Genomic DNA, 26,218 nt, shown 5'->3' on the forward strand with positions numbered 1-26,218 from the left:
GAAAGGATTTAGGAGTTCATGGATAAACGATTTTTTGAAAAACGCTGTAAGTTCAGTATTCGTAAGTTTACGCTTGGAGTAGCTTCGGTAATGATTGGGGCGACTTTCTTTGCTGCTGCTCCAGTCTTAGCAGATCAAGCAAGAGTTGGTTCAACAAATAATTTACCGAGCGAACTGGCTGATTTGGACAAGCGGGCTAGTAATGAGGGGCGAGATTTTGATCAGGAAGCTGCTGCTCAGAATCCTGGTTCTGATGAAATAACTGACGGACCTAAGACTGAAGAGGAATTGTTAGCTCAAGAGAAGGAAAAGTCAGATAAACCAAGCAATCTTCCAAAAGAACTAGAAGATAAGTTGGAGAAAGCTGAAGACAATGGACGCGAAGTTGACAAGGATCAATTGGCGCAAGATACTGGTAAACTTGTTCCAGAAGATGTAGCTAAAACGACTAACGGGGAATTAAACTACGGCGCAACTGTTAAAATCAAGACGCCATCTGGCGAAGGTAGTGGTATTGTTATTGGGAAAGACCTTGTTTTGACTGTTTCTCATAACTTTATCAAGGATAGTCAAGACGGCAATATCCGTAAGGTTGTGGACAATGACCAAGGGGATGGAGATATTTATAGCATTTCCTACCCAGGTATGCCAGATGTGAAGTTTGGCAAGAAAGACGTCATCCACTGGGATCGTGAGGGCTATCTAAAAGGCTTCAAGAATGATTTGGCGCTTGTGAGATTGCGTACAGTTCTTGAAAACACTCCAGTAGAAGTGACTAAAAAGCCAGCTGTTAAGAAAATCGGAGATAAACTCCATGTCTTTGGTTATCCAGAAGGGAAATTGGAACCAATTGTAAATACTACAGTTGATTTTGCAGAACCATACGGAGAAGGTGTCCAAGGAATTGGGTACCAAGGAGGAAAACCGGGTGCTAGTGGCGGCGGTATCTTTGATACAGAAGGCAAACTCGTCGGTGTTCACCAAAATGGTGTAGTTGGAAAACGTAGTGGAGGCATTCTCTTCTCACCAGCTCAACTAAAATGGATCCAAGACCACATGCAGGGAATTTCAAGTGTGAAACCAGCAGACTTGGAAGAAAAAGAAAAACCGGCTGAAGAAAAACCAAAAGAGGACAAACCTGCAGCTGCGAAACCTGAAACACCTAAGAGAGTAACTCCTGAATGGCAAACAGTAGCGAATAAAGAGCAACAAGGAACCGTCACTATTCGCGAAGAAAAAGGTGTCCGCTACAATCAATTGTCTTCAACTGCACAGAACGACAATGGCGATAAACCAGCCTTGTTTGAAAAACAAGGATTGACAGTTGACGCTAATGGAAATGCGACTGTTGCTCTAACCTTCAAAGAAGATTCGGAAAAAGGCAAATCACGCTTTGGTGTCTTCTTGAAATTTAAAGATACCAATAACAATGTTTTTGTAGGATACGACTCAGGTGGTTGGTTCTGGGAATACAAAACACCGGGAAATAGCACTTGGTATAAAGGCAACCGTGTAGCAGCACCAGAAACAGGTTCTGTAAACCGTCTATCAATCACTCTTAAGTCAGATGGCCAGCTCAATGCCAGCAATAACGATGTCAATCTCTTTGATACAGTGACCTTGCCAGGGGCGGTCAATGATAATCTTAAAAATGAGAAGAAGATCCTTCTTAAAGCAGGAACTTATGGCAATGACCGCACAGTTGTCAGCGTTAAAACAGACAATCAAGAAGGCGTAAAAGCGGATGATACTCCTGCCCAAAAAGAAACAGGTCCGGTTGTTGACGATAGCAAGGTGACTTATGATACGATCCAGTCTAAGGTCCTCAAGGCAGTGATTGACCAAGCCTTTCCTCGCGTGAAAGAATACACTTTGAATGGCCATACTTTACCAGGGCAAGTTCAACAATTCAATAGAGTCTTTATCAACAAACACGAAGTGACACCTGAAGTTACTTACAAAAAAATCAATGACACAACAGCAGAGTACTTGATGAAACTTCGTGACGAGAAGAATTTCATCAATGCAGATATGACAGTACGCTTGCAAGTTGTGGACAATCAGTTGCATTTTGATGTGACCAAGATTGTCAACCACAATCAAGTTACTCCAGGTCAGAAGATTGATGATGAAAGAAAACTTCTCTCCTCTATCAATTTCTTAGGAAACTCACTTGTGTCAGTTTCAAGCGACCAAACTGGAGCTAAGTTTGACGGGGCAACCATGTCAAACAACACTCATATCAGTGGAGATGAACATATTGCTGTAACCAATCCAATGAAAGATTTGGCTAAGGGCTATATGTATGGTTTTGTTTCTACAGATAAGCTTGCGGCAGGTGTTTGGAGTAACTCTCAAAACAGCTACGGTGGTGGTTCGAATGACTGGACTCGTTTGACAGCATTCAAACAAACTGTTGGAAATACAAACTATGTGGGAATCCAAAGTTCTGAATGGCAATGGGAAAAAGCTTATAAGGGCATCGTCTTCCCTGAATACACGAAGGAACTTCCAAGTGCCAAGGTTGTTATCACAGAAGATGCCAATGCTGACAACAAAGTCGACTGGCAAGATGGTGCCATTGCTTATCGTAGCATCATGAATAACCCTCAAGGTTGGGAAAAAGTTAAGGATATCACTGCTTACCGTATCGCGATGAACTTTGGTTCTCAAGCACAAAACCCATTCCTTATGACCTTGGATGGTATCAAGAAAATCAATCTCCACACAGATGGTCTTGGGCAAGGTGTTCTCCTTAAAGGATATGGTAGTGAAGGTCACGACTCTGGTCACTTGAACTATGCTGATATTGGTAAACGTATTGGTGGTGTTGAAGACTTCAAGGCCTTGATCGAAAAAGCGAAGAAATATGGAGCACATCTAGGTATCCACGTGAACGCTTCTGAGACTTATCCTGAATCTAAATACTTTAACGAAAATATTCTTCGTAAAAATCCAGATGGAAGCTACAGCTATGGTTGGAACTGGCTAGACCAAGGTATCAACATTGATGCTGCTTATGACTTGGCGCATGGACGCTTGGCTCGCTGGGAAGACTTGAAGAAAAAACTTGGTGATGGTCTCGACTTTATCTATGTGGACGTTTGGGGCAATGGCCAATCAGGTGATAACGGTGCCTGGGCTACTCACGTTCTTGCTAAAGAAATCAACAAACAAGGCTGGCGCTTTGCGATTGAGTGGGGCCATGGTGGTGAGTACGACTCTACCTTCCAACACTGGGCAGCTGACTTGACCTATGGTGGCTACACTAATAAAGGTATCAACAGTGCTATCACCCGCTTTATCCGTAACCACCAAAAAGATTCTTGGGTTGGGGACTACAGAAGTTACGGTGGTGCAGCAAACTACCCACTTCTAGGTGGCTACAGCATGAAAGACTTTGAAGGCTGGCAAGGACGAAGCGACTACAATGGCTATGTAACCAACCTCTTTGCCCATGACGTCATGACTAAGTACTTCCAACACTTCACTGTAAGTAAATGGGAAAATGGTACACCAGTTACCATGACAGACAACGGTAGCACCTATAAATGGACTCCAGAAATGAAGGTTGAGCTAGTCGATGCAGCAGGTAACAAGGTTGTTGTGACTCGTAAGTCAAACGATGTCAATAGCCCACAATACCGTGAACGAACAGTAACGCTCAACGGACGTGTCATCCAAGATGGCTCAGCTTACTTGACTCCTTGGAACTGGGATGCAAATGGTAAGAAACTTCCTACTGATAAGGAAAAAATGTACTACTTCAATACGCAAGCCGGTGCAACAACTTGGACCCTTCCGAGTGATTGGGCAAATAGCAAGGTTTACCTTTACAAGCTAACGGACCAAGGTAAGACAGAAGAGAAAGAACTCACTGTAACAGATGGCAAGATTACCCTAGACCTTCTAGCTAATCAACCATACGTTCTTTACCGTTCAAAACAAACCAATCCTGAAATGTCATGGAGCGAAGGCATGCATATCTATGACCAAGGATTTAACAGCGGAACCTTGAAACACTGGACTATTTCTGGCGATGCTTCTAAGGCAGAAATTGTCAAGTCTCAAGGGGCAAACGATATGCTTCGTATTCAAGGCAATAAGAGCAAGGTAAGCCTCACTCAGAAACTTACTGGCTTGAAACCAAATACCAAGTATGCCGTTTATGTCGGTGTTGATAACCGTAGTAATGCTAAGGCAAGTATCACAGTGAATACTGGCGAGAAAGAAGTGACTACCTATACCAATAAGTCAGTCGCTCTCAACTATATCAAAGCTTATGCTCATAACAATCGTCGTGAAAATGCTACAGTTGATGATACAAGTTACTTCCAAAATATGTACGCCTTCTTTACAACTGGATCGGACGTATCAAATGTTACTCTTACATTGAGTCGTGAAGCTGGTGATGAAGCAACTTACTTTGATGAAATTCGTACCTTTGAAAACAATTCAAGCATGTACGGAGACAAGCATGATACAGGTAAAGGAACCTTCAAACAAGACTTTGAAAATGTTGCTCAGGGTATCTTCCCATTCGTAGTGGGCGGTGTTGAAGGTGTTGAAGACAACCGCACTCACTTGTCTGAAAAGCATGATCCATATACACAACGTGGTTGGAACGGTAAGAAAGTTGATGATGTTATCGATGGAAATTGGTCACTCAAGACCAATGGACTGGTTAGCCGTCGTAACTTGGTTTACCAAACTATCCCACAAAATTTCCGCTTTGAAGCTGGTAAGACCTACCGTGTAACCTTTGAATACGAAGCAGGATCAGACAATACCTATGCCTTTGTAGTCGGTAAGGGAGAATTCCAGTCAGGTCGTCGTGGTACTCAAGCTAGCAACATGGAAATGCATGAATTGCCAAATACTTGGACGGATTCTAAGAAAGCCAAGAAGGCAACCTTCCTCGTGACAGGTGCAGAAACAGGCGATACTTGGGTAGGTATCTACTCAACTGGAAACGCAAGCAATACTCGTGGAGATTCTGGTGGGAATGCTAACTTCCGTGGTTATAACGACTTCATGATGGATAATCTTCAAATCGAAGAAATTACCCTAACAGGTAAGATGTTGACAGAAAATGCTCTGAAAAACTACTTGCCAACTGTAGCCATGACCAACTACACCAAAGAGTCTATGGATGCTTTGAAAGAGGCGGTCTTTAACCTCAGTCAGGCCGATGATGATATCAGTGTTGAAGAAGCGCGTGCAGAGATTGCCAAGATTGAAGCCTTGAAGAATGCTTTGGTACAGAAGAAAACAGCCTTGGTAGCAGAAGACTTTGCAAGTTTGGATGCGCCTGCCCAACCAGGTGAAGGCCTAGAGAATGCCTTTGATGGCAATGTATCTAGCCTATGGCATACATCTTGGAATGGTGGAGATGTAGGCAAGCCTGCAACCATGGTCTTGAAAGAACCTACTGAAATCACAGGACTTCGTTATGTTCCACGTGCATCCGATTCAAATGGAAACTTGCGAGATGTGAAACTGGTTGTCACAGATGAGTCTGGTAAGGAACATACCTTTACCGTAACAGATTGGCCAAATAACAACAAACCAAAAGACATTGACTTTGGTAAGACAATCAAGGCTAAGAAAATTGTCCTTACTGGTACCAAGACATACGGAGATGGTGGAGATAAATACCAATCTGCAGCGGAACTCATCTTTACTCGTCCACAAGTAGCAGAGACACCTCTTGACTTGTCAGGCTATGAAGCGGCTTTAGCTAAGGCGCAGAAATTGACAGACAAAGAAAATCAAGAGGAAGTGGCTGGAGTTCAGGCTAGCATGAAATATGCGACGGATAATCATCTCTTGACTGAAAGAATGGTCGAGTTCTTCGCAGACTATCTCAACCAATTACAAGATAAGGCTGCTAAACCAGACACTCCTACAAGCAGCAAGGGTGAAGAGCAACCTCCAGTTCTTGAAGTTCCTGAATACACAGGCCCTTACGGAACAGCTGGAGAAGAAGCGGCTGTTCATGATCTACCTGAGTTTAAGGGCGGTGTCAATGCGGCAGAAGCAGCTGTTCATGACTTACCTGAGTTCAAGGGTGGAGTCAATGCAGTTCAAGCCTTGGTAAACGAATTGCCAGAATACAAAGGTGGAGCCAATGCAGTTCTAGCAGCTGCAAATGAAGTTCCAGAGTATAGAGGTGGAGTCAATGCAGTTGAGGCCTTGGTAAATGAAAAGCCAGCCTACACAGGTGTATTGGCTACAGCTGGAGATCAACCAGCTCCAACAGTTGAAAAACCTGAGTACCCGCTCACTCCAAGTCCAGTAGCTGAGACCAAAACTCCGGGAGCTAAAGATGAAGAAAAACTACCTGCCACAGGGGAGCACAGCTCAGAAGTAGCCCTCTTCTTAGCAAGTGTGAGTATCGCTTTATCTGCTGCTGTTCTTACGACAAAACGAAAAGAAGACTAAACAGATTTGGTTTTAGAAGTCCAAAAGATCTCGAATCAAATAGGATCAAACAGCCGGAGAGGACCTCTAGGTTCTCTCCTTTTTTCAAAGGAGAAATGATACCGCTTACTCATGTATGCGGATGAAAGGAATAGGAGAAAGATGGATAGACATTTTTTTGAGAAACGCTGTCACTATAGTATAAGAAAATTTGCAATCGGTGCAGCCTCCGTTATGATTGGTGCTAGTATCTTTGGAGCCAATATGGTTCAGGCAGCAGAAACAGCAGCGCCTTCAGAAACAGAGGGAAGCATCACCCATGTTGAAGCGCTGGATAAGTTACCCGATGATTTAGCCGATGCTCTTAAAAAGGCGGATGCAGAAGCTGCAACAGAAGCAAGTCATGAAGAGACTCCAGCGACTGACGAAGGAAGCAATCCTACATCAAGTGAAGAGGCAAAACCAGAGACAAGTCCTACAAGTCCCAAGCCAGCAGAAACGCCGAAACCGGTTGAAACACCAAAGGCAGACAATATACCAGCTGAAACTGCTACGCCCGCACCAAAACCAGCTGAAAATCCAATCGAAGATAGAGAAGATGTCAACCATCTCGAAGGTGCTACTGCTCAGGCGAGCAACCATGAGACTGGGACCAACTTTACTGCGGATAAGGCTATCGACGGAGATGACAATACTCGATGGGCTACAGATAGAGACGCAGTAAAACCAACTTTTGAACTAACTCTTCCAAAGACTACCTTGATCAAACATGTAGAAATTGATTGGGATCGTCGTCTTCGTAATGGGCAAAATGACCCCAATATCAAATCTTGGAGTCTCTACTACGCAGGTCAAGAAGACGTGGGCGCTAATGGAGAAAAACAATGGAAACTAGCTCATACCAAAACTGGAGATCCAATTTTAGACGAGAAAGTAGACCTAGCTGACAGTATCCAAGCTAAGTATCTCAAACTTGAGATCAATGATTACCAAGCGGGAACAATGGGCTGGAGAAACGTTGGGATCCAAGAAATTCGAGCTTATTCTAACGTTCCGGACCATAGTAAGGTAACGGATATCCGCCAAGTAACAGAACTAACAGTAGCAGAAGACGGACAATCTCTTATCTTGCCAACTTTACCAGGAAAAGTCAGTCTCATCGGAAGCAATAAACAAGGTGTAATTGACCTTCAAAATCGTATCCATAAACCTCTGACAGATCAACGTGTTAAGGTTATGGTGCAGCAAATCAAAGACAGCCATACTTTCACGAAGGAATTTGAAGTAGTCATCAAGGGCCTACATCAGGACGAGGGTGTAGGTGTGAAACCAAAAGTAGCACCAGCTGTTCAACAATGGTATGGGAAAGAAGGTCAGTCTTCTATCACTTCAGATACAGTTCTTGCGACAGGAGATTCAGGATTTGATCAGGCTGCAACCTTCTACCAGTCAGACCTTGCAAGCCGTGGATTGGAACTGGCGACAGGTGACAAACAGGCTCAAAAACGAATCGAGTTTAAAAAGGTTGAAAACAAAGGTTATGGTAAGGAAGGCTACGGTATCACTATCCAAGATGATGTGATTACCATCGAAGCTGCAACGAACACAGGAGCCTTCTACGCAACTCGGACTCTTCTTCAAATGGGAGAAACAGACCTACAAAATGGCGAAATTCGTGATTTCCCAAGTTTCAGCCACCGTGGCTTTATGCTAGATACAGGTCGTAAATTTATCCCTTATGACACCCTTGTAGACATCATGCTCAACATGGCTTACTACAAGATGAACGACTTGCAGTTGCACCTTAATGATAACTATATCTTCCTTAAGGAACACTTGGCAGGTAAGAATTTAACACCAGAAGAACAACTCAAGTATGTACTTGAACATGCCAAGACTGGTTTCCGTTTGGAGACAGATATTGTCGGTAAGAATGGTCAAAAATTAACATCAGATGAGCATTACACCAAGGAAGAAATGCAAAATCTGATTAAATTGGCCAAGGCCTTGCATATCAATCTAGTGCCAGAAATTGACACACCAGGTCACGCCTTATCCTTTGTCAAAGTTCGCCCAGACCTCATGTATCAAGGTAGTCTGAGCGATTATGCAGGCAAGCATAATGTTGAGCGCGTAGCCATGCTGGACTTGGATAACAAGTACGATGAGACATTAGCTTTTGTCAAATCAGTTTATGACAAGCTCCTCGATGGTCCAGATGCACCGCTTCATGGCGTGTCCACTGTTCATATCGGAACGGATGAATACTATGGTAGCAGAGAAAGCTATCGTCGCTTTGTCAATGACCTTATCAAATACATTAAAGGAAAAGGCTATACCCCTCGTATCTGGGGCTCGCTCAGTGCGAAACGTGGGAGCACTCCTGTTGATTGGAACGGAGTAGAAGTTGATATCTGGAGCATTGGCTGGCAACGACCAAATGAAGCTATTGCTCAGGGAGCTAAGATTATCAACATCACGGATGTGCCGACATATAGTGTCCCAAGTGGAAGCAATAGTCAAGCAGCCTACGGGGACTATGCTAACTACGAACGTCAGTACAATAGCTGGACACCGAATGATTTTAGAACAGGTGGAGGTCCACTTCTACCAGCTTCTCATCCAAGTATCCTTGGTGGTGGTCACGCAGTTTGGAATGACAATATCGACCTTCATGAGACAGGCTTGACCTCTTATGATATCTTTAAACGCTTCTTCAAGAGCATGCAAACTACTGCGGAGCGAACTTGGGGATCTGACCGTGCAGCTGCGACCTTTGCAGAACGCACCCTACCAACAAGCCCTTATGCGCCACAGTCAAATCCTGATAGAGCGATTGATCAAAGTGATTTGTTTACTATTAATCCTGAAACCGTCAAGAACTATGCAAGTAAGAAGGTGAAGACAAGCGAGCAAGGATTGGCTTTTGAGAAAGATAGCAGCATCGAAGGCTTGGCTGGTGATGTTGGTCCAAGTCATGTCTTGAAGTTTGATGTGACTGTCACTGGTGATGGTGAACAAACCTTCTCAACAAGTGGGGACAACCGTATCTATCTAGCTGATAAAGATGGCTATCTTGCTTATCAATTTGAACAGTTCCATATCCAATTCAAGAAAAAACTGGAGAAGAACAAACGTTATCAAATCTCTATTGTGACCAAACCACAGTCAACTGAAGTCTATGTGGATGGTGAGAAGATTGAGCGTATCGCAAATCCAGCCCACCCTCGCTTTGCCCACAATAGCTTGGTTCTACCGCTTGAAAGCATTGGTGGTTTCAAAGGAATCCTGCATAGTGCAGAGTTGTCAGACAAACCATTTGTAAATCCTCGTTTGATTTCAAATGATAAGATTACTGCAACCGCAAGCAGTCAGCAACTTCCAGGAAACGCGACTGAAGGCGCTGTTGAAAAGGCCTTTGACAATGATCCAAATACCTTCTGGCATACTAAATGGACTGGTGACACTGCGCCATTCACCCTTACGATGACTTTGAAAGAAGCAGAGAAAGTCAATGGCTTGACTTATCTCCCACGTCCTGGTGGTGGAAATGGTGTCGTTACCCGCTACGAAATCTACGCACAAAAAGATGGCCAGATGGTCAAGGTTTCAGAAGGAAACTGGGACAACAATGCCCAAGAAAAAACAGTCAACTTTGCGGCGGTAGATACCAACAAGATTGAGTTGAAAGTATTGGAAGGCGTTGGTGGTTTTGCAAGTGCAGCTGAAGTTCATCTATTGAAGCCTGCCAAAGAAGGACAGGAAACACCTGTACCAAGTCAACCAGAAAAACCAACTACACCTGAAAAACCAAAAGTAGACCAAACCGGTGATGGAACAGTTGAATTGGCGGATCAATTCACTGCAAGTAAACCAGCTAGCGAAGACAGCATTGCAGCTGCCAGCAAGAGCAATGACTATCTTAAGAAAGAGTACAAGGTCTTCCCAACGCCACAAAAAGTGACCTATGGCGAAGGTGTTACGGCTCTTCGTAAGCAAGTCAATCTAGTTATGGGCGATCAACTCGATATCTATACCCGCAATCGCTTGAAGGGTGTCTTGCAGGACAATCAAGTATCTTATACAACTGGTAAGGCGGCAATCGCTGGCGCAACCAATATCTATCTTGGAGTGCATGGACAAGGTTCACAAGCAGAACAAAACTTGTCTAACGTTTCAGCAGGCCTCTTTGACAAGATTGATGCCTATGTTTTGAGCATCAAGGATAATTCGATTTCCATCGTCGGAAAAGACACAGATGCGGTCTTCTATGGTTTGACAACCTTGAAACATATGCTCAAGGAAAGTCAAGTTCCAGTCCTTCGCAATGTGACAGTAGAAGATTACGCAGAGCTCAAGAACCGTGGTTTCATCGAAGGTTACTATGGAAACCCATGGTCTAATGCAGATCGTGCAGAACTCATGCGTTTTGGTGGCGATTTGAAATTGAACCAATATTTCTTTGCACCAAAAGATGATCCATACCACAACAAGAAATGGCGTGAACTCTATCCAGAAGAAAAACTAGCTGAAATCCGTGAACTTGCTCGCGTCGGAAATCAAAGTAAAACCCGCTATGTCTGGACCATCCATCCATTCATGAACAACCGTATCCGTTTTGGCAATGAAGCGCATTACCAAGAAGATTTGGCAACCATCAAGGCTAAATTTACCCAGTTGATGAAAGTGGGTGTCCGTGAGTTTGGTATTCTAGCAGATGATGCACCGAGCCCAGTCGGAGGCTACAATAGCTACAACCGCTTGATGAAAGACATGACGGATTGGTTGACTGAAATGCAGGGAACCTACAGTGGTCTTCGTAAAGAAATGATTTTTGTTCCTGGCCAGTATTGGGGTAATGGACGTGAGGATGAGCTGAAATCCCTCAATGAAAATCTCCCAAGTTCAGCATCCATGACCTTGACGGGTGGTAAGATTTGGGGTGAAGTCTCTGAAAGCTTCCTTTCCACTCTCAAGAACAATCTATCCGCAGGAGGCAAGACCTATCGCCCAGTTTCACTTTGGATTAACTGGCCTGTAACAGATAACTCTAAACAACACTTGATTCTAGGTGGTGGTGAGAAATTCCTTCATCCAAATGTGGATCCAAGCTTGCTATCTGGTATCATGTTGAACCCAATGCAACAGTCTGAACCATCTAAGATTGCCCTCTTTTCAGGAGCTCAATACTCATGGAAACAGTGGAAATCAGAAGAAGAAGCTAAGAAAATCAATGACATTGCCTTCAACTTTGTAGAAAATGGTCATTTTGAAGATAGCAAGGTATCAGCAGCCTTCCGCGAACTTGGTAAGCACATGATCAACCAAAACATGGATACTCGTGTCGTCAAACTAGAAGAATCGGTAGACTTGGCTCCAAAATTAACAGACTTCATGACCAAGCTCAAAGCAGGTCAGGATGTGACTGCTGAACGTGCAGCCTTGCGTGCAGAATTTGCCAAGATTAAAGAAGCAGCTGAACTCTATAAAGCATCAGGCGATAAAAAAATGGTTGCCCAAATCCACTATTGGTTGGATAATGCAATCGACCAAATGAATGCTCTCGATGCCTTCCTTACAGGAACTGAAGCCATGGCTACAAACGATGCAGCCAAACTTTGGGATAGCTACTATAAAGGTTTGAAATTGTACGAACAGTCTCAAACTCACACCTTCCACTATGTAGACCATATGGAAAAAGCTGAATTGGGTGTTCAACATATTCGTCCATTTATCCTATCCTTGAAGGAAGTTCTAGCATCTGAAGTTCAAAAAGTCTTGCATCCAGACCAAATCATCAGCACCTTTATCACCAATCGAACAGGTGTAGAAGGTGGTTTGGCAGAAGTAACGGATGGCGACTTGGCAACTCATGCGATTATTAAATCACCAAACAGCATCAAGACAGGTGATTATATTGGTATGAAGTTCAACAAGCCGGTAGCGATCCAAACCTTGACCTTTGCTATGGGAACGCAGGCAAATCCACGTGATACCTTTAGTAAGGCAGAAGTGCAGTATCAAGATGAAAATGACAACTGGGTAACTTTGAAAGAGCCAAGCTATGTCGGAAATGAATCCCTACTTAAGTTTGAGAATCTCAATATCAAAGCCAAGGCAGTTCGCATGATTGCGACAGCAGACCGTGAGAATACTTGGTTTGCAGTTCAGGAAATTGCAGTCAACCGTCCAGTTGAAAAAGCTCGTAGCCAACAAGCAACGACAGTTAGTCTAAGTTCAAACTTAGTTTACAAACTAAATACCTCAGCTCGTCAAATCACTGATGGCAAGGACAATACAGAAGCCATGATGGCAAATGCTGACGGTAGCAATACGACACCAGTAGATGCCTGGGCACAACTGGACCTCGGTGAAGTCAAGTCAGTCACTAAAGTACGACTTCGCCAAGGAACAGGTGATAAACTTGCCGCAGGTGTGCTTGAGTATTCTACAGATGGTACTACTTGGCAGGAACTCGATCGCTTGTCAGGTGAGCAAACCAAGGAAGTGACTAGAGCAATCAATGCTCGTTATATCCGAGTACGCAATACCAAGGCCCTCGACCTCTGGTGGCGTATCCAAGACTTCTCTGTTGAGACACGCTCTGGAAACAGTGAGTTAACGGACACCAACGTCGATGCCTTGAAGGAAACGCCGGTAGTGGATAGTTTGGGACATTATGAGCTTCAAATTCCAGCTGGAACCAAACTTCCTGCCCATAGCTATCTAGGTATGAAACTCGATCGTATCCATCAGGTCAAGAGCATCCAGCTCCAAGGCCAAGCCAACCCAGCTCTTAGCCTTGAGTACTCTGCAAACGCTCAAGAATGGCTGCCAGCTAGCCAGTTGACTGATAGATCTGCAGCAAGCCACTTAGTACGTTATGTGCGTCTGGTCAACAAAACAGATCAGGAACAAGCTATTACAGCCACTTCTCTTCTTGTGACGACTAAAGAAGTGCAACCAACAAAATTGGAATCAACTTCAATGGGAATTCACCCAGCATATGGTAGCAATGATGTTCGTAAACTGAACAACCTAGATCAATTATTTGATGGTGTTTATAACAACTTCGTTGAGTTTTCAGACTATGCTCGTAAAGATGGTCATGTGACCTTAAAACTTGGCAGCGAACGAACTATCAAGAAGATTAGAGCTTATATCCAAGACGGAACTCAAAACTACCTTCGTGATGGTAAGATCCAAGTCAGCCAAGACGGTAAAACTTGGACAGATGTGGTAACAGTTGGAGATGGTGTAGCTAATAGTACACACGATGATTCATTGACAGATGGTTGGACACATGATTCTAAGATGCCAGGAAATCGCTACATCGAAGGTGAATTGACGACACCAGTCAAAGCCAACTATCTCCGTGTCCTCTATACAGCGGATTATGATGCCCGTTTTGTAGGATTTACAGAATTGGTCATCAACGATGGTGAATTTGTCAAACCAATCAATGATCCAACAGTAGAAGGAAGTGGTGGAGAAAGCCAAGGCAACCTTTATAATAATCTTGTAGACGGAAAAGTATTGACTAGCTATAAGTCTGAAAAAGACAAGGGCGAGTTGGTTTATCACTTGTCTGAGCCGACCAATGCCAACCACCTTCGTCTCGTTTCCAGTCTTCCTGAAGGAACGAAAGCACGTATTCTTGCTAGAACACTCAAGGATGGTCAAGACAGTTGGACAGACCTCGGTGCCATTACATCTAGTCTCCAAACCTTCGCTATCCGAAATGGTGGCTCTCTTCTAGACGTCAAATTAGTCTGGGAAGGTGGCAAGGCCGAGTTTTATGAATTGGCAAGCTTCCATCAAGAATTAACAGAAGAACCTGTTCAATCAAGTAAGGGCGAAGAGCCAGCACCAGTTCTTGAAGTTCCTGAATTCACAGGTGGTGTCAATGCAGTTGAAGCCTTGGTACAGGAGCTTCCAGAGTACACAGACCCAGTAGCAACGGTAGGCGACCAAGCCGCTCCAACATTAGAGAAACCTGAGTTCAAGGGCGGTGTCAATGCAGTTGAAGCCTTGGTACATGAGCTTCCAGAGTACACAGGCGCATTAGCAACAGTAGGCGACCAAGCTGCTCCAACAGTAGAGAAACCAGAGTTCAAGGGTGGTGTCAATGCAGTGATGGCTCTAGTGCATGAATTGCCAGAATACACAGGCCCGCTAGCAACAGTAGGCGACCAGGCAGCACCGACAGTAGAGAAACCAGAGTTTAAACTTAGCTCACTTGCTTCAGATGAAGGTAAGACACCGGCACCGGATCTAAAACAAGAAGTGACGAACCGAGAAACAGCTGAACAAAGCTTGCCAGCAACAGGTGAGAGTCAATCTGACACAGCCCTCTTCCTAGCAGGAGTTAGCCTAGCCTTATCTGCTCTCTTTGTAGCAAAAACGAAGAAAGATTAGGATTATAAAACCTTCTAAGATTGACTAAGAGTATATTCTCTAAATCAATAATAGTGAGGTTCATAGAATAGAAAAACCTGAGAAGATTTTTTCTCAGGTTTTTCGAATTTAATAAAAAAGAAAGTTTGTATGGTATGAAAAAATCCACCCAATTTTGGGTGGATCATATTTTAAGGTTGTGCTGGTTGCGGGTTCTGGTTTTGGTTTTGTTGACCAGGAGTGGTATTTGGTTGTTGCGTATTGTTCTCGCTTGTACCTGAATTTGGAGTTGTTGTACTTGCTTGTGTACTAGAACTCTCTGAAGTTGAGCTAGAGCTTTCAGGTGTTGGACTTTGCTGAGGAGCAGGAGCAGTCCAGGCAGGACGTGCACCTTTTTTAAAGACAAATTCTCCACCTCTGTAGAGTCCTTCTGGCATAGTCCAGTCGCCAGGATGATCATCTTCAGATAGATAAGTCATCATCGAACGGTAAACCTTAGCAGCAACATAGAAGCCATCACCAACAATAGGAGTCAGGCGGTTCGAGTAACCAGTCCAAACGGCCATTGAATATTTACGAGTATAGCCAACGAACAATTCGTCAGGAGCTACATAACCAGTGTTCTTGACGTAGTTTTCAATCTCTTCATCTGTGTAGTTTGATGTACCAGTTTTACCAGCTTGTGGCAACCATGGGAGGTAGGCTCCTCGACCAGTTCCATATGCCAGGACAGTTTTCATCATATCCGTCATCATATAGGCTGTTGTCTCTTTCATGGCACGAGTACCAGGATCAGAGAATTCTTTTGAACTGCCATCACTGAAGACAATTTTGTTGATATACATCGGCTTGCGGTAGATACCACCGTTAGCAAAGGCAGCGTAAGCAGCAGCCATTTTCTCACTACTTGCTCCATACTTTTTGTTTGATTCAGTTGTGTTACTTGAAATGGCATTTGCATAGTGCATATCTGGGTAATCAATACCAAGTCCATTTAGGAAGGTCTTGGCTTTATCCAGGCCGACTTTGTTCAAGGCTTCTACAGCTGGCACGTTTCGTGACTGTTGTAGGGCGTACTGTAATGTAATATTTCCAAAGTAACTTCTATCCCAGTTGTAAACAGGAGTATCTGTTCCAGGATAATTGTAAGGAACATCGTGAACAATTGAAGCAGTTGAATCATAGATATCGTACTCCAAAGCAGGTGCATAATCTGTGATTGGCTTCATCGTTGATCCCCAGTCTCGGTTGGTTTCAACAGCTTGATTGATTCCGAAGGAAACATTGCTTGATTGGTGACGAGAACCTAACTGAGCAATGACTTTCCCGTTTGTCACATCAACGATTGTTGATGCCACTTGCATTTCATCATCTGGATAGTTGACATACTCGTCAGTATTGTAGATATCCCAGAGATGTTGTTGAACTTTAGGATCAACGTTGGTGTAGACATCCATACCAGTCGTTAAGAGATTGTAGCCTGTTTCTTGTTCGACTTGATCGATTACCTCTTTGAGATAGTTGTCCATGTGTGGAGGATAACTATTAGCCGATTTTAGACTTTGAAGTCCGTCCGTAATTGGAGTATTAATCGCTTTTTCATATTGCTCAGCTGAAATGTAACCTTGTCCCTTCATCTCAGAGAGGACGAGATTGCGTCGTTCTTGAGCCGCTTCTGGATGTGAGTATGGATCATACTGATTTGGCGCCTGAGGCATTCCAGCAAGGAGAGCCAACTGCGGGATACTCAAATCTTTGAGGTCCTTGCCATAGTAATTTTGGGCAGCAGTTTGCATACCGTAGTTACCGTTTGACATGTAGACCTTGTTGATGTAGTAGGTCAAGATTTCTTGCTTGGTTGCTTTCTGTTCAAGTTGAACGGCCAGCCAAGCTTCTTGAGCCTTACGTGAAAGGGTCTGGTCCGACGTTGATGTAGAGAAATAAGTTAATTTAATCAGCTGCTGCGTTAAGGTTGAAGCTCCCTGAAGGCCTCCACCACCACGAAGATTTCGTAGAGTGGCACCGAGGATACGAATAGTATCAACCCCACGGTGATTAAAGAAACGATGGTCTTCAATTGATACGATGGCATTAACCAACTCAGTAGGGATTTCATTTGCTTGCGCATTTACCCGACGTTCTGATCCAAGATCGGCAATGAGTTCTTCGTTTTTGTCATAGATCTTGCTAGACGTTGTAGCGACTAATTTACTTTCAGATAGGGCCGGAGCCTTGCTGACATAGTAGAGGAAGAGTCCCCCGCCTAGCACAACTGCTGCGATAAATACAGTTAAGAGACAGATGCTGACATACTTAGCTATTCGCAGGAAAATTTGTTTGTTCATCTTGTTTTACCACCCAGTAAATGTTCTTTGATAATATCGAGATAGGGAATCTGAGGAAAGGCACCAGGCTCAATCCTATATCCATTTTCTTGAATATATCCAAGTGGCATTGACTTTTGTCCCATATCTTGATGATAGAAACGAATCAAGTCAATGGCCGGCAATAAGTAGGTTTCTTGCTGAGAAGAAAAGTGAAGGAGTACAAAGCAGATCCCTTGTTGGGCAAGGACTTGTTCCATGTGTTGGATCTGATGGAGATGAAAATTCTTCATCGGGATCGCATGTTTCTGCCTAGTTTCCTTTGCTTCAAAGTCGATGTAGTATCCATCATAAACCCCCGAATAGTCTGTTGTTGAGGCCTGTCTGAAGTAGGCTTCAACGATCTTGGCTCGACTTCTTTGGGGATAATCGACACGTACGATTTGGATGGGAGTCGGTTTCTTGTGGATAACAGCCAGCCCATGCGACAAGTAGTAGTCGTTCGTAGCATTGATCATCTTTTCAAAGGACATCCCCCGATTTGCGAAATTTTTAGTTTTTGAAAGGGATGGTGGTCTTTTTTGTGATGAAATTTTATGTGGATAGTTGACCATAATTCTCCTTATTGGTACAATAACATCACTCTATTATACCATAAAAGTATACAGAAAGGATGAAAAAATGCATACAGCCTTGATTTTAGGCTATTCCGCCTTCGACCTTGGTCTCTTTAATGACAAGGATATTCGTATTGACATTATCAAGAAAGCCATTGGTAGAGACTTGGAAGGTCTAGCAGAGGAAGGGGTGACCTGGCTTGTCTTTACAGGGACTCTGGGCTTTGAATACTGGGTGCTTCAAGTAGCTAAAGAAATGAAAGAAGACTATGGATTTCAATTGGCGACCATTTTTGATTTTGAAACCCATGGCAGCAATTGGAATGAAGCAAATCAAGCCAAATTGAGTGAGTTCAAGCAGGTTGACTTTGTCAAATATGCCTATCCACAATATGAGCATAAGGGGCAACTGCGTGATTATCAGAAATTTCTGCTGGAGAATACAGATAGTTGTTATCTTTTTTACGATGAAGAAAAGGAAACCAAGTTACGATATTTTTACCAAATGATGAAAAATCAAGCGGACTATGTTACAAGAAGATTAACATTTGAGGACTTGAATGAAATAGTAGAAAATTTTTCCGAAAAGTAAGGCTTTGACCTTGATTTTTACTTATCTTTTTTTATATAATAATACTAGTAACCCAGAATGGAGAGAGACATGGCAAGTATTATATTTTCAGCAAAAGATATTTTTGAACAAGACTTTGGACGTGAAGTTCGTGGATATAGCAAAGCAGAAGTGGATGAATTCCTTGATGATGTGATTAAGGATTATGAGACTTATGCAGCTTTGGTCAAATCTCTTCGTCAAGAGATAGCGGATTTGAAGGACGAATTGTCTCGTAAACCACAGTCAGTTCCAACTCAGCCTGATTCTATCGAAGTTACCGCTTCTACCTCGATGACAAACTTTGATATCTTGAAACGATTGAATCGACTTGAAAAAGAAGTGTTTGGTAAACAAATTTTAGACAATGAAGATGTATAATTGAGTGTCTATCAAGTGCATAAATGCAATTTTTGGATAATCGCGTGAAGAGATTCTCTTTTCATGAGGAAAGTCCATGCTAGCACAGGCTGTGATGCCTGTAGTGTTTGTGCTAGGCGAAACCATAAGCCTAGGGACGAGAGATCGTTACGGCAGTCGAAATGGCTAAGTCTTCGGATAAGTCAGATTAGGCTTGAAAGTGCCACAGTGACGGAGTCTCTCTGGAAACGGAGAGAGTGGAACGCGGTAAACCCCTCAAGCTAGCAACCCAAATTTTGGTCGGGGCATGGAGTGCACGGAAACGAACGTAGTACTCTGACTGTTAGCAGCTATCGCTGTTAGTGGTAGACAGATGATTATCGAAGGAAGTGGTCCTAGTCACTTCTGGAACAAAACATGGCTTATAGAAAATTGCATATAGGTTGGGGCTGAGAAATCTTTCTCAACCTCATTTTTTAAAGTGAACAAAAGAAAGGTCTTACAAGACTGTAAAATGAAAAAAGAATTTAATTTAATCGCAACTGCTGCAGCGGGTCTTGAGGCTGTCGTTGGACGTGAGGTGCGAGAACTAGGCTATGATTGCCAGGTTGAAAATGGGCGTGTCCGCTTTCAAGGAGATGTGAAGGCAATCATCGAGACCAACCTTTGGCTTCGTGCAGCGGATCGCATTAAGATTGTAGTCGGAAGCTTCCCTGCAAAGACCTTTGAAGAACTTTTTCAAGGCGTTTTTGCTCTAGATTGGGAAAACTATCTCCCGCTAGGAGCACGTTTTCCGATATCAAAGGCAAAATGTGTGAAGTCTAAACTCCATAACGAGCCCAGTGTTCAGGCTATTTCCAAGAAGGCTGTTGTAAAGAAATTACAAAAACATTATGCCCGTCCAGAAGGGGTTCCCTTGATGGAAACTGGTCCCGAGTTTAAGATTGAGGTATCTATCCTGAAAGATATGGCAACTGTCATGATTGACACGACAGGTTCTAGCCTTTTTAAACGTGGTTATCGTACGGAAAAGGGTGGAGCGCCTATCAAAGAAAACATGGCAGCAGCCATTTTACAACTCTCTAACTGGTATCCAGACAAGCCCTTGATTGATCCGACCTGCGGATCAGGAACCTTCTGCATCGAGGCTGCTATGATAGCTAAGAAGATGGCCCCTGGTCTTCGCCGTTCCTTTGCTTTTGAAGAATGGAACTGGGTCAGCGATCGGTTAATTCAAGAAGTGCGTACGGATGCTGCCAAGAAAATTGACCGTGAACTGGAACTGGATATCATGGGCTGTGATATAGATGCTCGTATGGTTGAAATTGCCAAAGCAAATGCTCAAGCAGCAGGTGTGGCAGGTGATATCACCTTTAAGCAAATGCGGGTACAAGACTTGCGCTCGGACAAGGTAAATGGTGTCATCATCTCCAATCCGCCATATGGTGAGCGTTTGTCTGATGATGCAGGAGTTACCAAGCTCTATGCTGAGATGGGACAGGTGTTTGAGCCACTGAAAACCTGGAGTAAATTTATCCTGACCAGTGATGAAGCATTTGAAAGTAAGTACGGAAGCCCAGCTGATAAAAAACGAAAACTGTATAACGGGACCTTAAAAGTGGATTTGTATCAATACTTTGGCCAGCGTGTGAAACGTCAGGAGTTAAAATAGAAAGGTGAACTCATGAGTAAGAAAAGACGTGATCATCATAAAAAAGGACATCAAGAACCCAAATTTGACTTTGATGAAGCAAAAGATTTGACTGTTGGTCAAGTGATTCGTAAGAATGAAGAGGTGGAGGCTGGAGTATTGCCCGAGGACAATATCTTAGACAAATACATCAAACAGCACCGAGAAGAAATCGAAGCCGACAAGTTTGAAACTCGTCAGTTTAAAAAAGAAGAACTAGCTTCCACTCAAAGTCTAGAAGATATGATTCAAGAAGTGCGAGAATCTAGCGAGACTTCTGAAGAAGTCGAAGAAACACATCTTTTTACGGAGGAAGTTTCTGGCGATACAGAGGAAACGGAGGCTGCTAGTGTTGTGCTGTCTCCTCTAGATGAAGAAAATGAAGAACTGGAACCACTTGTATTAACCAACACAGCAACAGAAGAAGAGACAGAAAGTCCAGAAGAGGAAGAAGTGATTGTTCCTCTATCACGCTCGGCTCAGGCGGAGCCTGAGAAAGACTCTAAGAAAAAGGGAATGATCATCATTGCCTCAGTGGTGGCTGCAATTCTTGTTCTTGCTGGAACGTATTATGTCTACCGACAAGTATCTCGCTCAAACCAAGAAATTCAGGCTTCTCAATCATCTTCAAGCAATCAGGAATCGCAAACCGACTTGCAAGAGTTTAATACGCTCTATGATGCCTTTTATACAGATGCCAATAAGACAGCTTTGAAAAATAGCCAGTTCGATAAGTTGAGTCAACTGAAAACCTTGCTAGATAAGTTAGAAGGTAGTCGTAATCATACATTAGCTAAGTCAAAATACGATAGTTTAGCAACTCAAATCAAGGCCATCCAAGATGTCAATGCCCTCTTTGAAAGTCCGGCAATCACTGACGGTGTCTTGGATACCAATGCGAAAGCTAAAGCAGACGCTAAGTTTACAGAAATCAAAACAGGTAACACAGAATTAGACAAGCTCTTGGATAAGGCCATTAGCCTTGGTAAGAGCCAACAAACCAGTGCTTCCGGCTCAAGTTCAAGCTCTAGTCAAGCAAGCTCAAGTTCAGCTACAGAGAGCAATGCAAGCAGTACGACCCCTTCAACAAGCACCACGGCACCAGCTAGAGACACAAATGGTGGTTTGTCTGGCGATGGGGTTAATCTTCAAAGAAGTGCGAGTCGTGTACCCTACAACCAATCAGCTGTAGACGATAGCAACAACCCTGCTTGGACTTTTGCGGATAGTGTATTGGAACAGGTCCTAGCAACATCACGTGCTCGTGGCTATATCACTGGAAATCAATATATCCTAGAACGTGTCAATATTGTAAACGGAAATGGTTATTACAACCTCTATAAACCAGATGGAACCTATCTCTTCACCCTCAACTGTAAGACAGGTTACTTTGTAGGGAATGGTTCTGGTCATGCAGATGACTTGGACTATTAGGACTCCGTTACAAAATTCTTTCCTTTCATAGGTAAAAATGATAAAATAAAACATATTAAACAAGAGGAGTGTCACATGACAAAAGCTAACTTTGGTGTCGTAGGTATGGCCGTAATGGGTCGTAACCTTGCCCTAAATATCGAATCTCGTGGTTATACAGTTGCCATTTACAACCGTAGTAAAGAAAAAACAGAAGATGTGATTGCTTGCCATCCTGAAAAGAACTTTGTGCCAAGCTATAACGTGGAAAGCTTTGTAAACTCAATCGAAAAACCTCGTCGTATCATGCTCATGGTTCAAGCTGGACCTGGTACAGACGCAACTATCCAAGCTCTTCTTCCACACCTTGACAAGGGTGATATCTTGATCGACGGAGGAAACACTTTCTACAAAGATACCATCCGTCGTAATGAAGAATTGGCAAACTCTGGCATCAACTTTATCGGTACAGGGGTTTCTGGTGGTGAAAAAGGTGCCCTTGAAGGACCTTCTATCATGCCTGGTGGACAAAAAGAAGCCTACGAATTGGTTGCTGATGTTCTCGAAGAAATCTCAGCCAAAGCACCAGAAGACGGTAAACCATGTGTGACTTACATCGGTCCTGATGGAGCTGGTCACTATGTGAAAATGGTCCACAACGGTATCGAGTATGGTGACATGCAATTGATCGCAGAAAGCTATGACCTCATGCAACACTTGCTCGGTCTTTCTGCAGAAGATATGGCTGAAATCTTTACTGAGTGGAACAAGGGTGAATTGGATAGCTACTTGATTGAAATCACAGCTGATATTCTTGGACGCAAAGACGATGAAGGTCAAGATGGACCAATCGTAGACTACATCCTTGATGCCGCAGGTAATAAGGGAACTGGTAAATGGACTAGCCAATCATCACTTGACCTTGGTGTGCCATTGTCACTTATCACTGAGTCAGTATTTGCTCGCTACATCTCTACATACAAAGAAGAGCGTGTACATGCTAGCAAGGTGCTTCCAAAACCAGCTGCCTTCAAGTTTGAAGGAGACAAGGCTGAGTTGATTGAAAAGATCCGTCAAGCCCTTTACTTCTCAAAAATTATCTCATACGCACAAGGTTTTGCCCAATTGCGTGTGGCTTCTAAAGAAAATAACTGGAACTTGCCATTTGCGGACATCGCATCTATCTGGCGTGATGGCTGTATCATCCGTTCACGTTTCTTGCAAAAGATCACAGATGCTTACAACCGTGATGCAGACCTTGCCAACCTTCTCTTGGATGAGTACTTCTTGGATGTCACTGCTCAGTACCAACAAGCAGTGCGTGATATCGTAGCTCTTGCTGTTCAAGCTGGTGTACCAGTACCAACCTTCTCAGCAGCCATTACTTACTTTGATAGCTACCGTTCAGCTGACCTTCCAGCTAACTTAATCCAAGCACAACGTGACTACTTCGGTGCTCACACTTATCAACGTAAAGACAAAGAAGGAACATTCCACTACTCTTGGTATGACGAAAAATAAGTAGGTCTGCCATGGGGAAACGGATTTTATTACTTGAGAAAGAACGAAATCTAGCTCATTTTCTCAGTCTGGAACTCCAAAAAGAGCAATACCGAGTCGATTTGGTAGAGGAGGGGCAAAAAGCCCTCTCCATGGCTCTCCAGACGGACTATGACTTGATTTTACTGAATGCTCATCTGGGGGATATGACGGCCCAGGATTTTGCAGACAAGCTGAGTCGGACAAAACCAGCCTCAGTGATTATGGTCTTGGACCATCGCGAAGAATTGCAAGATCAGATTGAGACAATCCAGCGCTTCGCCGTTTCTTACATCTATAAGCCAGTGATTATTGATAATCTGGTAGCTCGTATTTCAGCGATTTTCCGAGGTCGGGACTTCATTGACCAACACTGTAGTCAGATGAAGGTTCCAACGTCTTACCGCAACCTACGTATGGATGTAGAACATCATACCGTTTATCGTGGCGAGGAGATGATTGCTCTGACGCGCCGTGAGTATGACCTCTTGGCTACTCTCATGGGAAGCAAGAAAGTCTTGACTCGTGAGCAGTTATTGGAAAGTGTTTGGAAGTACGAAAGTGCGACAGAAACCAATATCGTGGATGTTTATATCCGTTATCTACGTAGCAAGCTTGATGTAAAAGGTCAAAAAAGCTACATTAAAACCGTGCGTGGTGTTGGTTACACCATGCAAGAATAGAAAAGCAGTTGCAGTTGTGTAACTGCTTTTTTGAGGGGCTTCTATATATTGACATACAGTCGGGTCTTTGCTACAATCAGTTATGGAGGAAGATCTAATGAAATTTTTGAGAAAAATGTTGCAAGTTGCTCTAGCAGTCTTTTTCTTTGCTTTGCTAGCGACAAATACCGTATTGGCGGATGATTCTGATTCAGAAGGCTGGCAATTTGTCCAAGAAAATGGTAGAACCTACTACAAGAAGGGGGACCTAAAAGAAACCTACTGGCGAGTGATTGATGGGAAGTACTATTATTTTGATCCTTTATCTGGAGAGATGGTTGTCGGCTGGCAATATATCCCGTTTCCATCTAAAGGTACTACAATTGGTCCCTACCCAAATGGTATCAGATTAGAAGGTTCCCCAATGCCAGAATGGTACTACTTTGACAAAAATGGAGTGCTACAAGAGTTTGTTGGTTGGAAACAATTAGAGGCTAAGGATTCGTTAAATGTTGGCAAAAAACATGGTGAAGGTTTTGAAGGCCCAGAAGTTCTTAAATTAGCAAACTACTACTTTGACCAAGATCATTCATTAAAAACAGGTTGGCTTTATGATCAATCAAACTGGTATTACCTAGCAAAAACAGGAAATTCTGGGAATAAGAATCTTGGTGGTGAAAGACGTGCAGGTTGGATAAATGATGGTTCAGCTTGGTACTATCTGAATCCAGAAACTGGTATCATGCAAACTGGTTGGAAATATCTTGGTAATAAATGGTACTACCTCCGTTCATCAGGAGCAATGGCGACTGGCTGGTATCAGGAAGGCTCAACTTGGTACTATTTAGATGCTGAAAATGGCGATATGAAAACAGGCTGGCACTATCTTGGTAACAAGTGGTACTATCTCCGTTCATCAGGAGCTATGGCAACTGGTTGGGTGAAAGACGGTTCAACTTGGTACTACCTAAATGCAAGTAGTGGAGATATGAAGACAGGTTGGACCAAAGTAAATGGAAACTGGTATTATCTCAATTCAAATGGAGCAATGATTACAGGTAGCCAAACTATCGATGGTAAAGTTTATAACTTTGCTTCATCTGGTGAGTGGATTTAATCTTGGAGGAGATACAAATGAAGCTTTTGAAAAAAATGATGCAAGTCGCACTAGCAACATTTTTCTTTGGTTTGCTAGCTACAAATACTGTATTTGCGGATACCACAGGTGGCCAATTTGTTGATAAGGATAATAGAAAATATTATGTAAAAGATGATCATAAAGCAATCTATTGGCATAAAATAGACGGTAAAACTTACTATTTTGGTGATAGAGGAGAGATGGTTGTCGGTTGGCAATACGTAGAAATTCATGGAACAGGTTATCGTGATAATCTATTTAATAATCGTCCAGTCTTAGAAATTGGCCTTCAACAGAAGTGGTACTATTTTGGACAAGATGGTGCTTTGCTAGAACAAACAGATAAACAAGTACTAGAGGCAAAAACGTCTGAAAATACAGGAAAAGTATACGGTGAACAATATACTCCATCTGCTGAAAAGAGAACTTATTATTTTGATAATCATTATGCTGTAAAGACAGGCTGGACTTATGAAGACGGCAATTGGTATTATTTAAATAAGCTAGGAATTTCTGGCGATGATTCTTACAATCCACTACCAATTGGTGAAGTTGCTAAGGGTTGGACTCAAGATTTCCATGTTACTTTTGGCATTGATAGAAGCAAACCTGCTCCATGGTACTACTTAGATCCAACAACTGGCATCATGCAAACAGGTTGGCAACATCTTGGTAATAAATGGTACTATCTCCGTTCATCAGGAGCAATGGCGACTGGCTGGTATCAGGAAGGTACCACTTGGTATTATTTAGACCAACCAAATGGCGATATGAAAACTGGTTGGCAAAACCTTGGGAACAAATGGTACTATCTCCGTTCATCAGGAGCTATGGCAACTGGTTGGTATCAAGAAGGTTCGACTTGGTATTATCTACATGCAAGTAATGGCGATATGAAGACAGGCTGGTTCCAGGTCAATGGCAAATGGTACTATGCTTATAGCTCAGGTGCCTTAGCAGTGAATACGACCGTAGAAGGCTATTCTGTCAATTATAATGGCGAATGGGTCCAATAATGAAAGAGGCGATTGTGAAGGAAACAATC

12 protein-coding genes and 1 other RNA gene are annotated in these 26,218 nt (G+C 43.1%); 11 read left to right on the forward strand and 2 right to left on the reverse strand.

The features are described from left to right. The first annotated feature begins 18 nt into the window (after positions 1-18). Together ACUW6H_RS06330 and ACUW6H_RS06335 are read left to right on the forward strand one after the other, a co-directional pair. Positions 19-6,444 carry a SpGH101 family endo-alpha-N-acetylgalactosaminidase gene (locus ACUW6H_RS06330; protein ID WP_454363062.1) on the forward strand — a complete coding sequence of 2,142 codons (6,426 nt, stop codon included), beginning with the start codon at positions 19-21 and terminating at the stop codon, positions 6,442-6,444. A 141-nt stretch (positions 6,445-6,585) separates the two neighbouring features. Further along, complete coding sequence (locus ACUW6H_RS06335; protein WP_454363064.1) at positions 6,586-14,841, forward strand: SIALI-17 repeat-containing surface protein; 8,256 nt, start codon at positions 6,586-6,588, stop codon at positions 14,839-14,841. 170 nt (positions 14,842-15,011) lie between these two features. Here the strand turns inward: ACUW6H_RS06335 and pbp1a are convergent, their stop codons facing one another. Beyond that, entirely contained in the window at positions 15,012-17,165 is a 2,154-nt protein-coding gene (pbp1a, locus tag ACUW6H_RS06340; RefSeq protein ID WP_454363066.1) for a penicillin-binding protein PBP1A, read from the reverse strand. Then, positions 17,162-17,758, reverse strand: coding sequence for a Holliday junction resolvase RecU (recU, locus tag ACUW6H_RS06345; protein ID WP_251463982.1), 597 nt, complete (start codon positions 17,756-17,758; stop codon positions 17,162-17,164). The genes pbp1a and recU overlap by 4 nt, the downstream gene beginning before the upstream one ends. Before the next feature lie 67 nt (positions 17,759-17,825). Between recU and ACUW6H_RS06350 the strand changes: the two genes are divergently transcribed. The 9 genes from ACUW6H_RS06350 to cbpC all read left to right on the forward strand — a co-directional run bounded on the left by ACUW6H_RS06350 (position 17,826) and on the right by cbpC (position 26,189). After that, a complete protein-coding gene (locus tag ACUW6H_RS06350) occupies positions 17,826-18,353 on the forward strand; it encodes a DUF1273 domain-containing protein (protein ID WP_454363068.1) in 528 nt (175 codons plus the stop codon). A gap of 69 nt (positions 18,354-18,422) precedes the next feature. After that, the gene (gene gpsB, locus ACUW6H_RS06355; protein WP_000146521.1) at positions 18,423-18,752 is read left to right on the forward strand and encodes a cell division regulator GpsB; all 330 of its coding nucleotides are present in this window, start codon (positions 18,423-18,425) and stop codon (positions 18,750-18,752) included. Between the two features lie 28 nt (positions 18,753-18,780). Next, positions 18,781-19,161, forward strand: an RNA gene (gene rnpB / locus ACUW6H_RS06360) — RNase P RNA component class B. A gap of 84 nt (positions 19,162-19,245) precedes the next feature. Continuing rightward, positions 19,246-20,403: a THUMP domain-containing class I SAM-dependent RNA methyltransferase gene (locus ACUW6H_RS06365; RefSeq protein ID WP_096408278.1), complete on the forward strand. Its 1,158-nt coding sequence runs from the start codon at positions 19,246-19,248 to the stop codon at positions 20,401-20,403. Positions 20,404-20,415: 12 nt separating this feature from the next. Further along, entirely contained in the window at positions 20,416-21,855 is a 1,440-nt protein-coding gene (mapZ, locus tag ACUW6H_RS06370; protein WP_454363071.1) for a cell division site-positioning protein MapZ, read from the forward strand. 75 nt (positions 21,856-21,930) lie between these two features. Beyond that, complete coding sequence (gene gndA, locus ACUW6H_RS06375; protein WP_454363073.1) at positions 21,931-23,355, forward strand: NADP-dependent phosphogluconate dehydrogenase; 1,425 nt, start codon at positions 21,931-21,933, stop codon at positions 23,353-23,355. 11 nt (positions 23,356-23,366) lie between these two features. Next, complete coding sequence (locus ACUW6H_RS06380; protein ID WP_000518001.1) at positions 23,367-24,056, forward strand: response regulator transcription factor; 690 nt, start codon at positions 23,367-23,369, stop codon at positions 24,054-24,056. Between the two features lie 97 nt (positions 24,057-24,153). Further along, complete coding sequence (gene cbpJ / locus ACUW6H_RS06385; RefSeq protein WP_454363075.1) at positions 24,154-25,152, forward strand: choline-binding protein CbpJ; 999 nt, start codon at positions 24,154-24,156, stop codon at positions 25,150-25,152. Between the two features lie 17 nt (positions 25,153-25,169). Then, on the forward strand, positions 25,170-26,189 hold the full coding sequence (cbpC, locus tag ACUW6H_RS06390; RefSeq protein WP_061408092.1) for a choline-binding protein CbpC: 1,020 nt from the start codon (positions 25,170-25,172) through the stop codon (positions 26,187-26,189). The last annotated feature ends 29 nt before the right edge of the window (positions 26,190-26,218 follow it).

The organism is Streptococcus sp. 151470009-6, assembly GCF_053628175.1.

Coding starts and splice junctions, on each gene's coding strand:
- ACUW6H_RS06335 (WP_454363064.1), top strand. CDS start 6,586: ATGGATAGACATTTTTTTGAGAAACGCTGTCACTATAGTATAAGAAAA.
- ACUW6H_RS06330 (WP_454363062.1), top strand. CDS start 19: ATGGATAAACGATTTTTTGAAAAACGCTGTAAGTTCAGTATTCGTAAG.
- gndA (WP_454363073.1), top strand. CDS start 21,931: ATGACAAAAGCTAACTTTGGTGTCGTAGGTATGGCCGTAATGGGTCGT.
- gpsB (WP_000146521.1), top strand. CDS start 18,423: ATGGCAAGTATTATATTTTCAGCAAAAGATATTTTTGAACAAGACTTT.
- ACUW6H_RS06365 (WP_096408278.1), top strand. CDS start 19,246: ATGAAAAAAGAATTTAATTTAATCGCAACTGCTGCAGCGGGTCTTGAG.
- mapZ (WP_454363071.1), top strand. CDS start 20,416: ATGAGTAAGAAAAGACGTGATCATCATAAAAAAGGACATCAAGAACCC.
- ACUW6H_RS06350 (WP_454363068.1), top strand. CDS start 17,826: ATGCATACAGCCTTGATTTTAGGCTATTCCGCCTTCGACCTTGGTCTC.
- pbp1a (WP_454363066.1), bottom strand. CDS start 17,165: ATGAACAAACAAATTTTCCTGCGAATAGCTAAGTATGTCAGCATCTGT.
- cbpC (WP_061408092.1), top strand. CDS start 25,170: ATGAAGCTTTTGAAAAAAATGATGCAAGTCGCACTAGCAACATTTTTC.
- ACUW6H_RS06380 (WP_000518001.1), top strand. CDS start 23,367: ATGGGGAAACGGATTTTATTACTTGAGAAAGAACGAAATCTAGCTCAT.
- cbpJ (WP_454363075.1), top strand. CDS start 24,154: ATGAAATTTTTGAGAAAAATGTTGCAAGTTGCTCTAGCAGTCTTTTTC.
- recU (WP_251463982.1), bottom strand. CDS start 17,758: ATGGTCAACTATCCACATAAAATTTCATCACAAAAAAGACCACCATCC.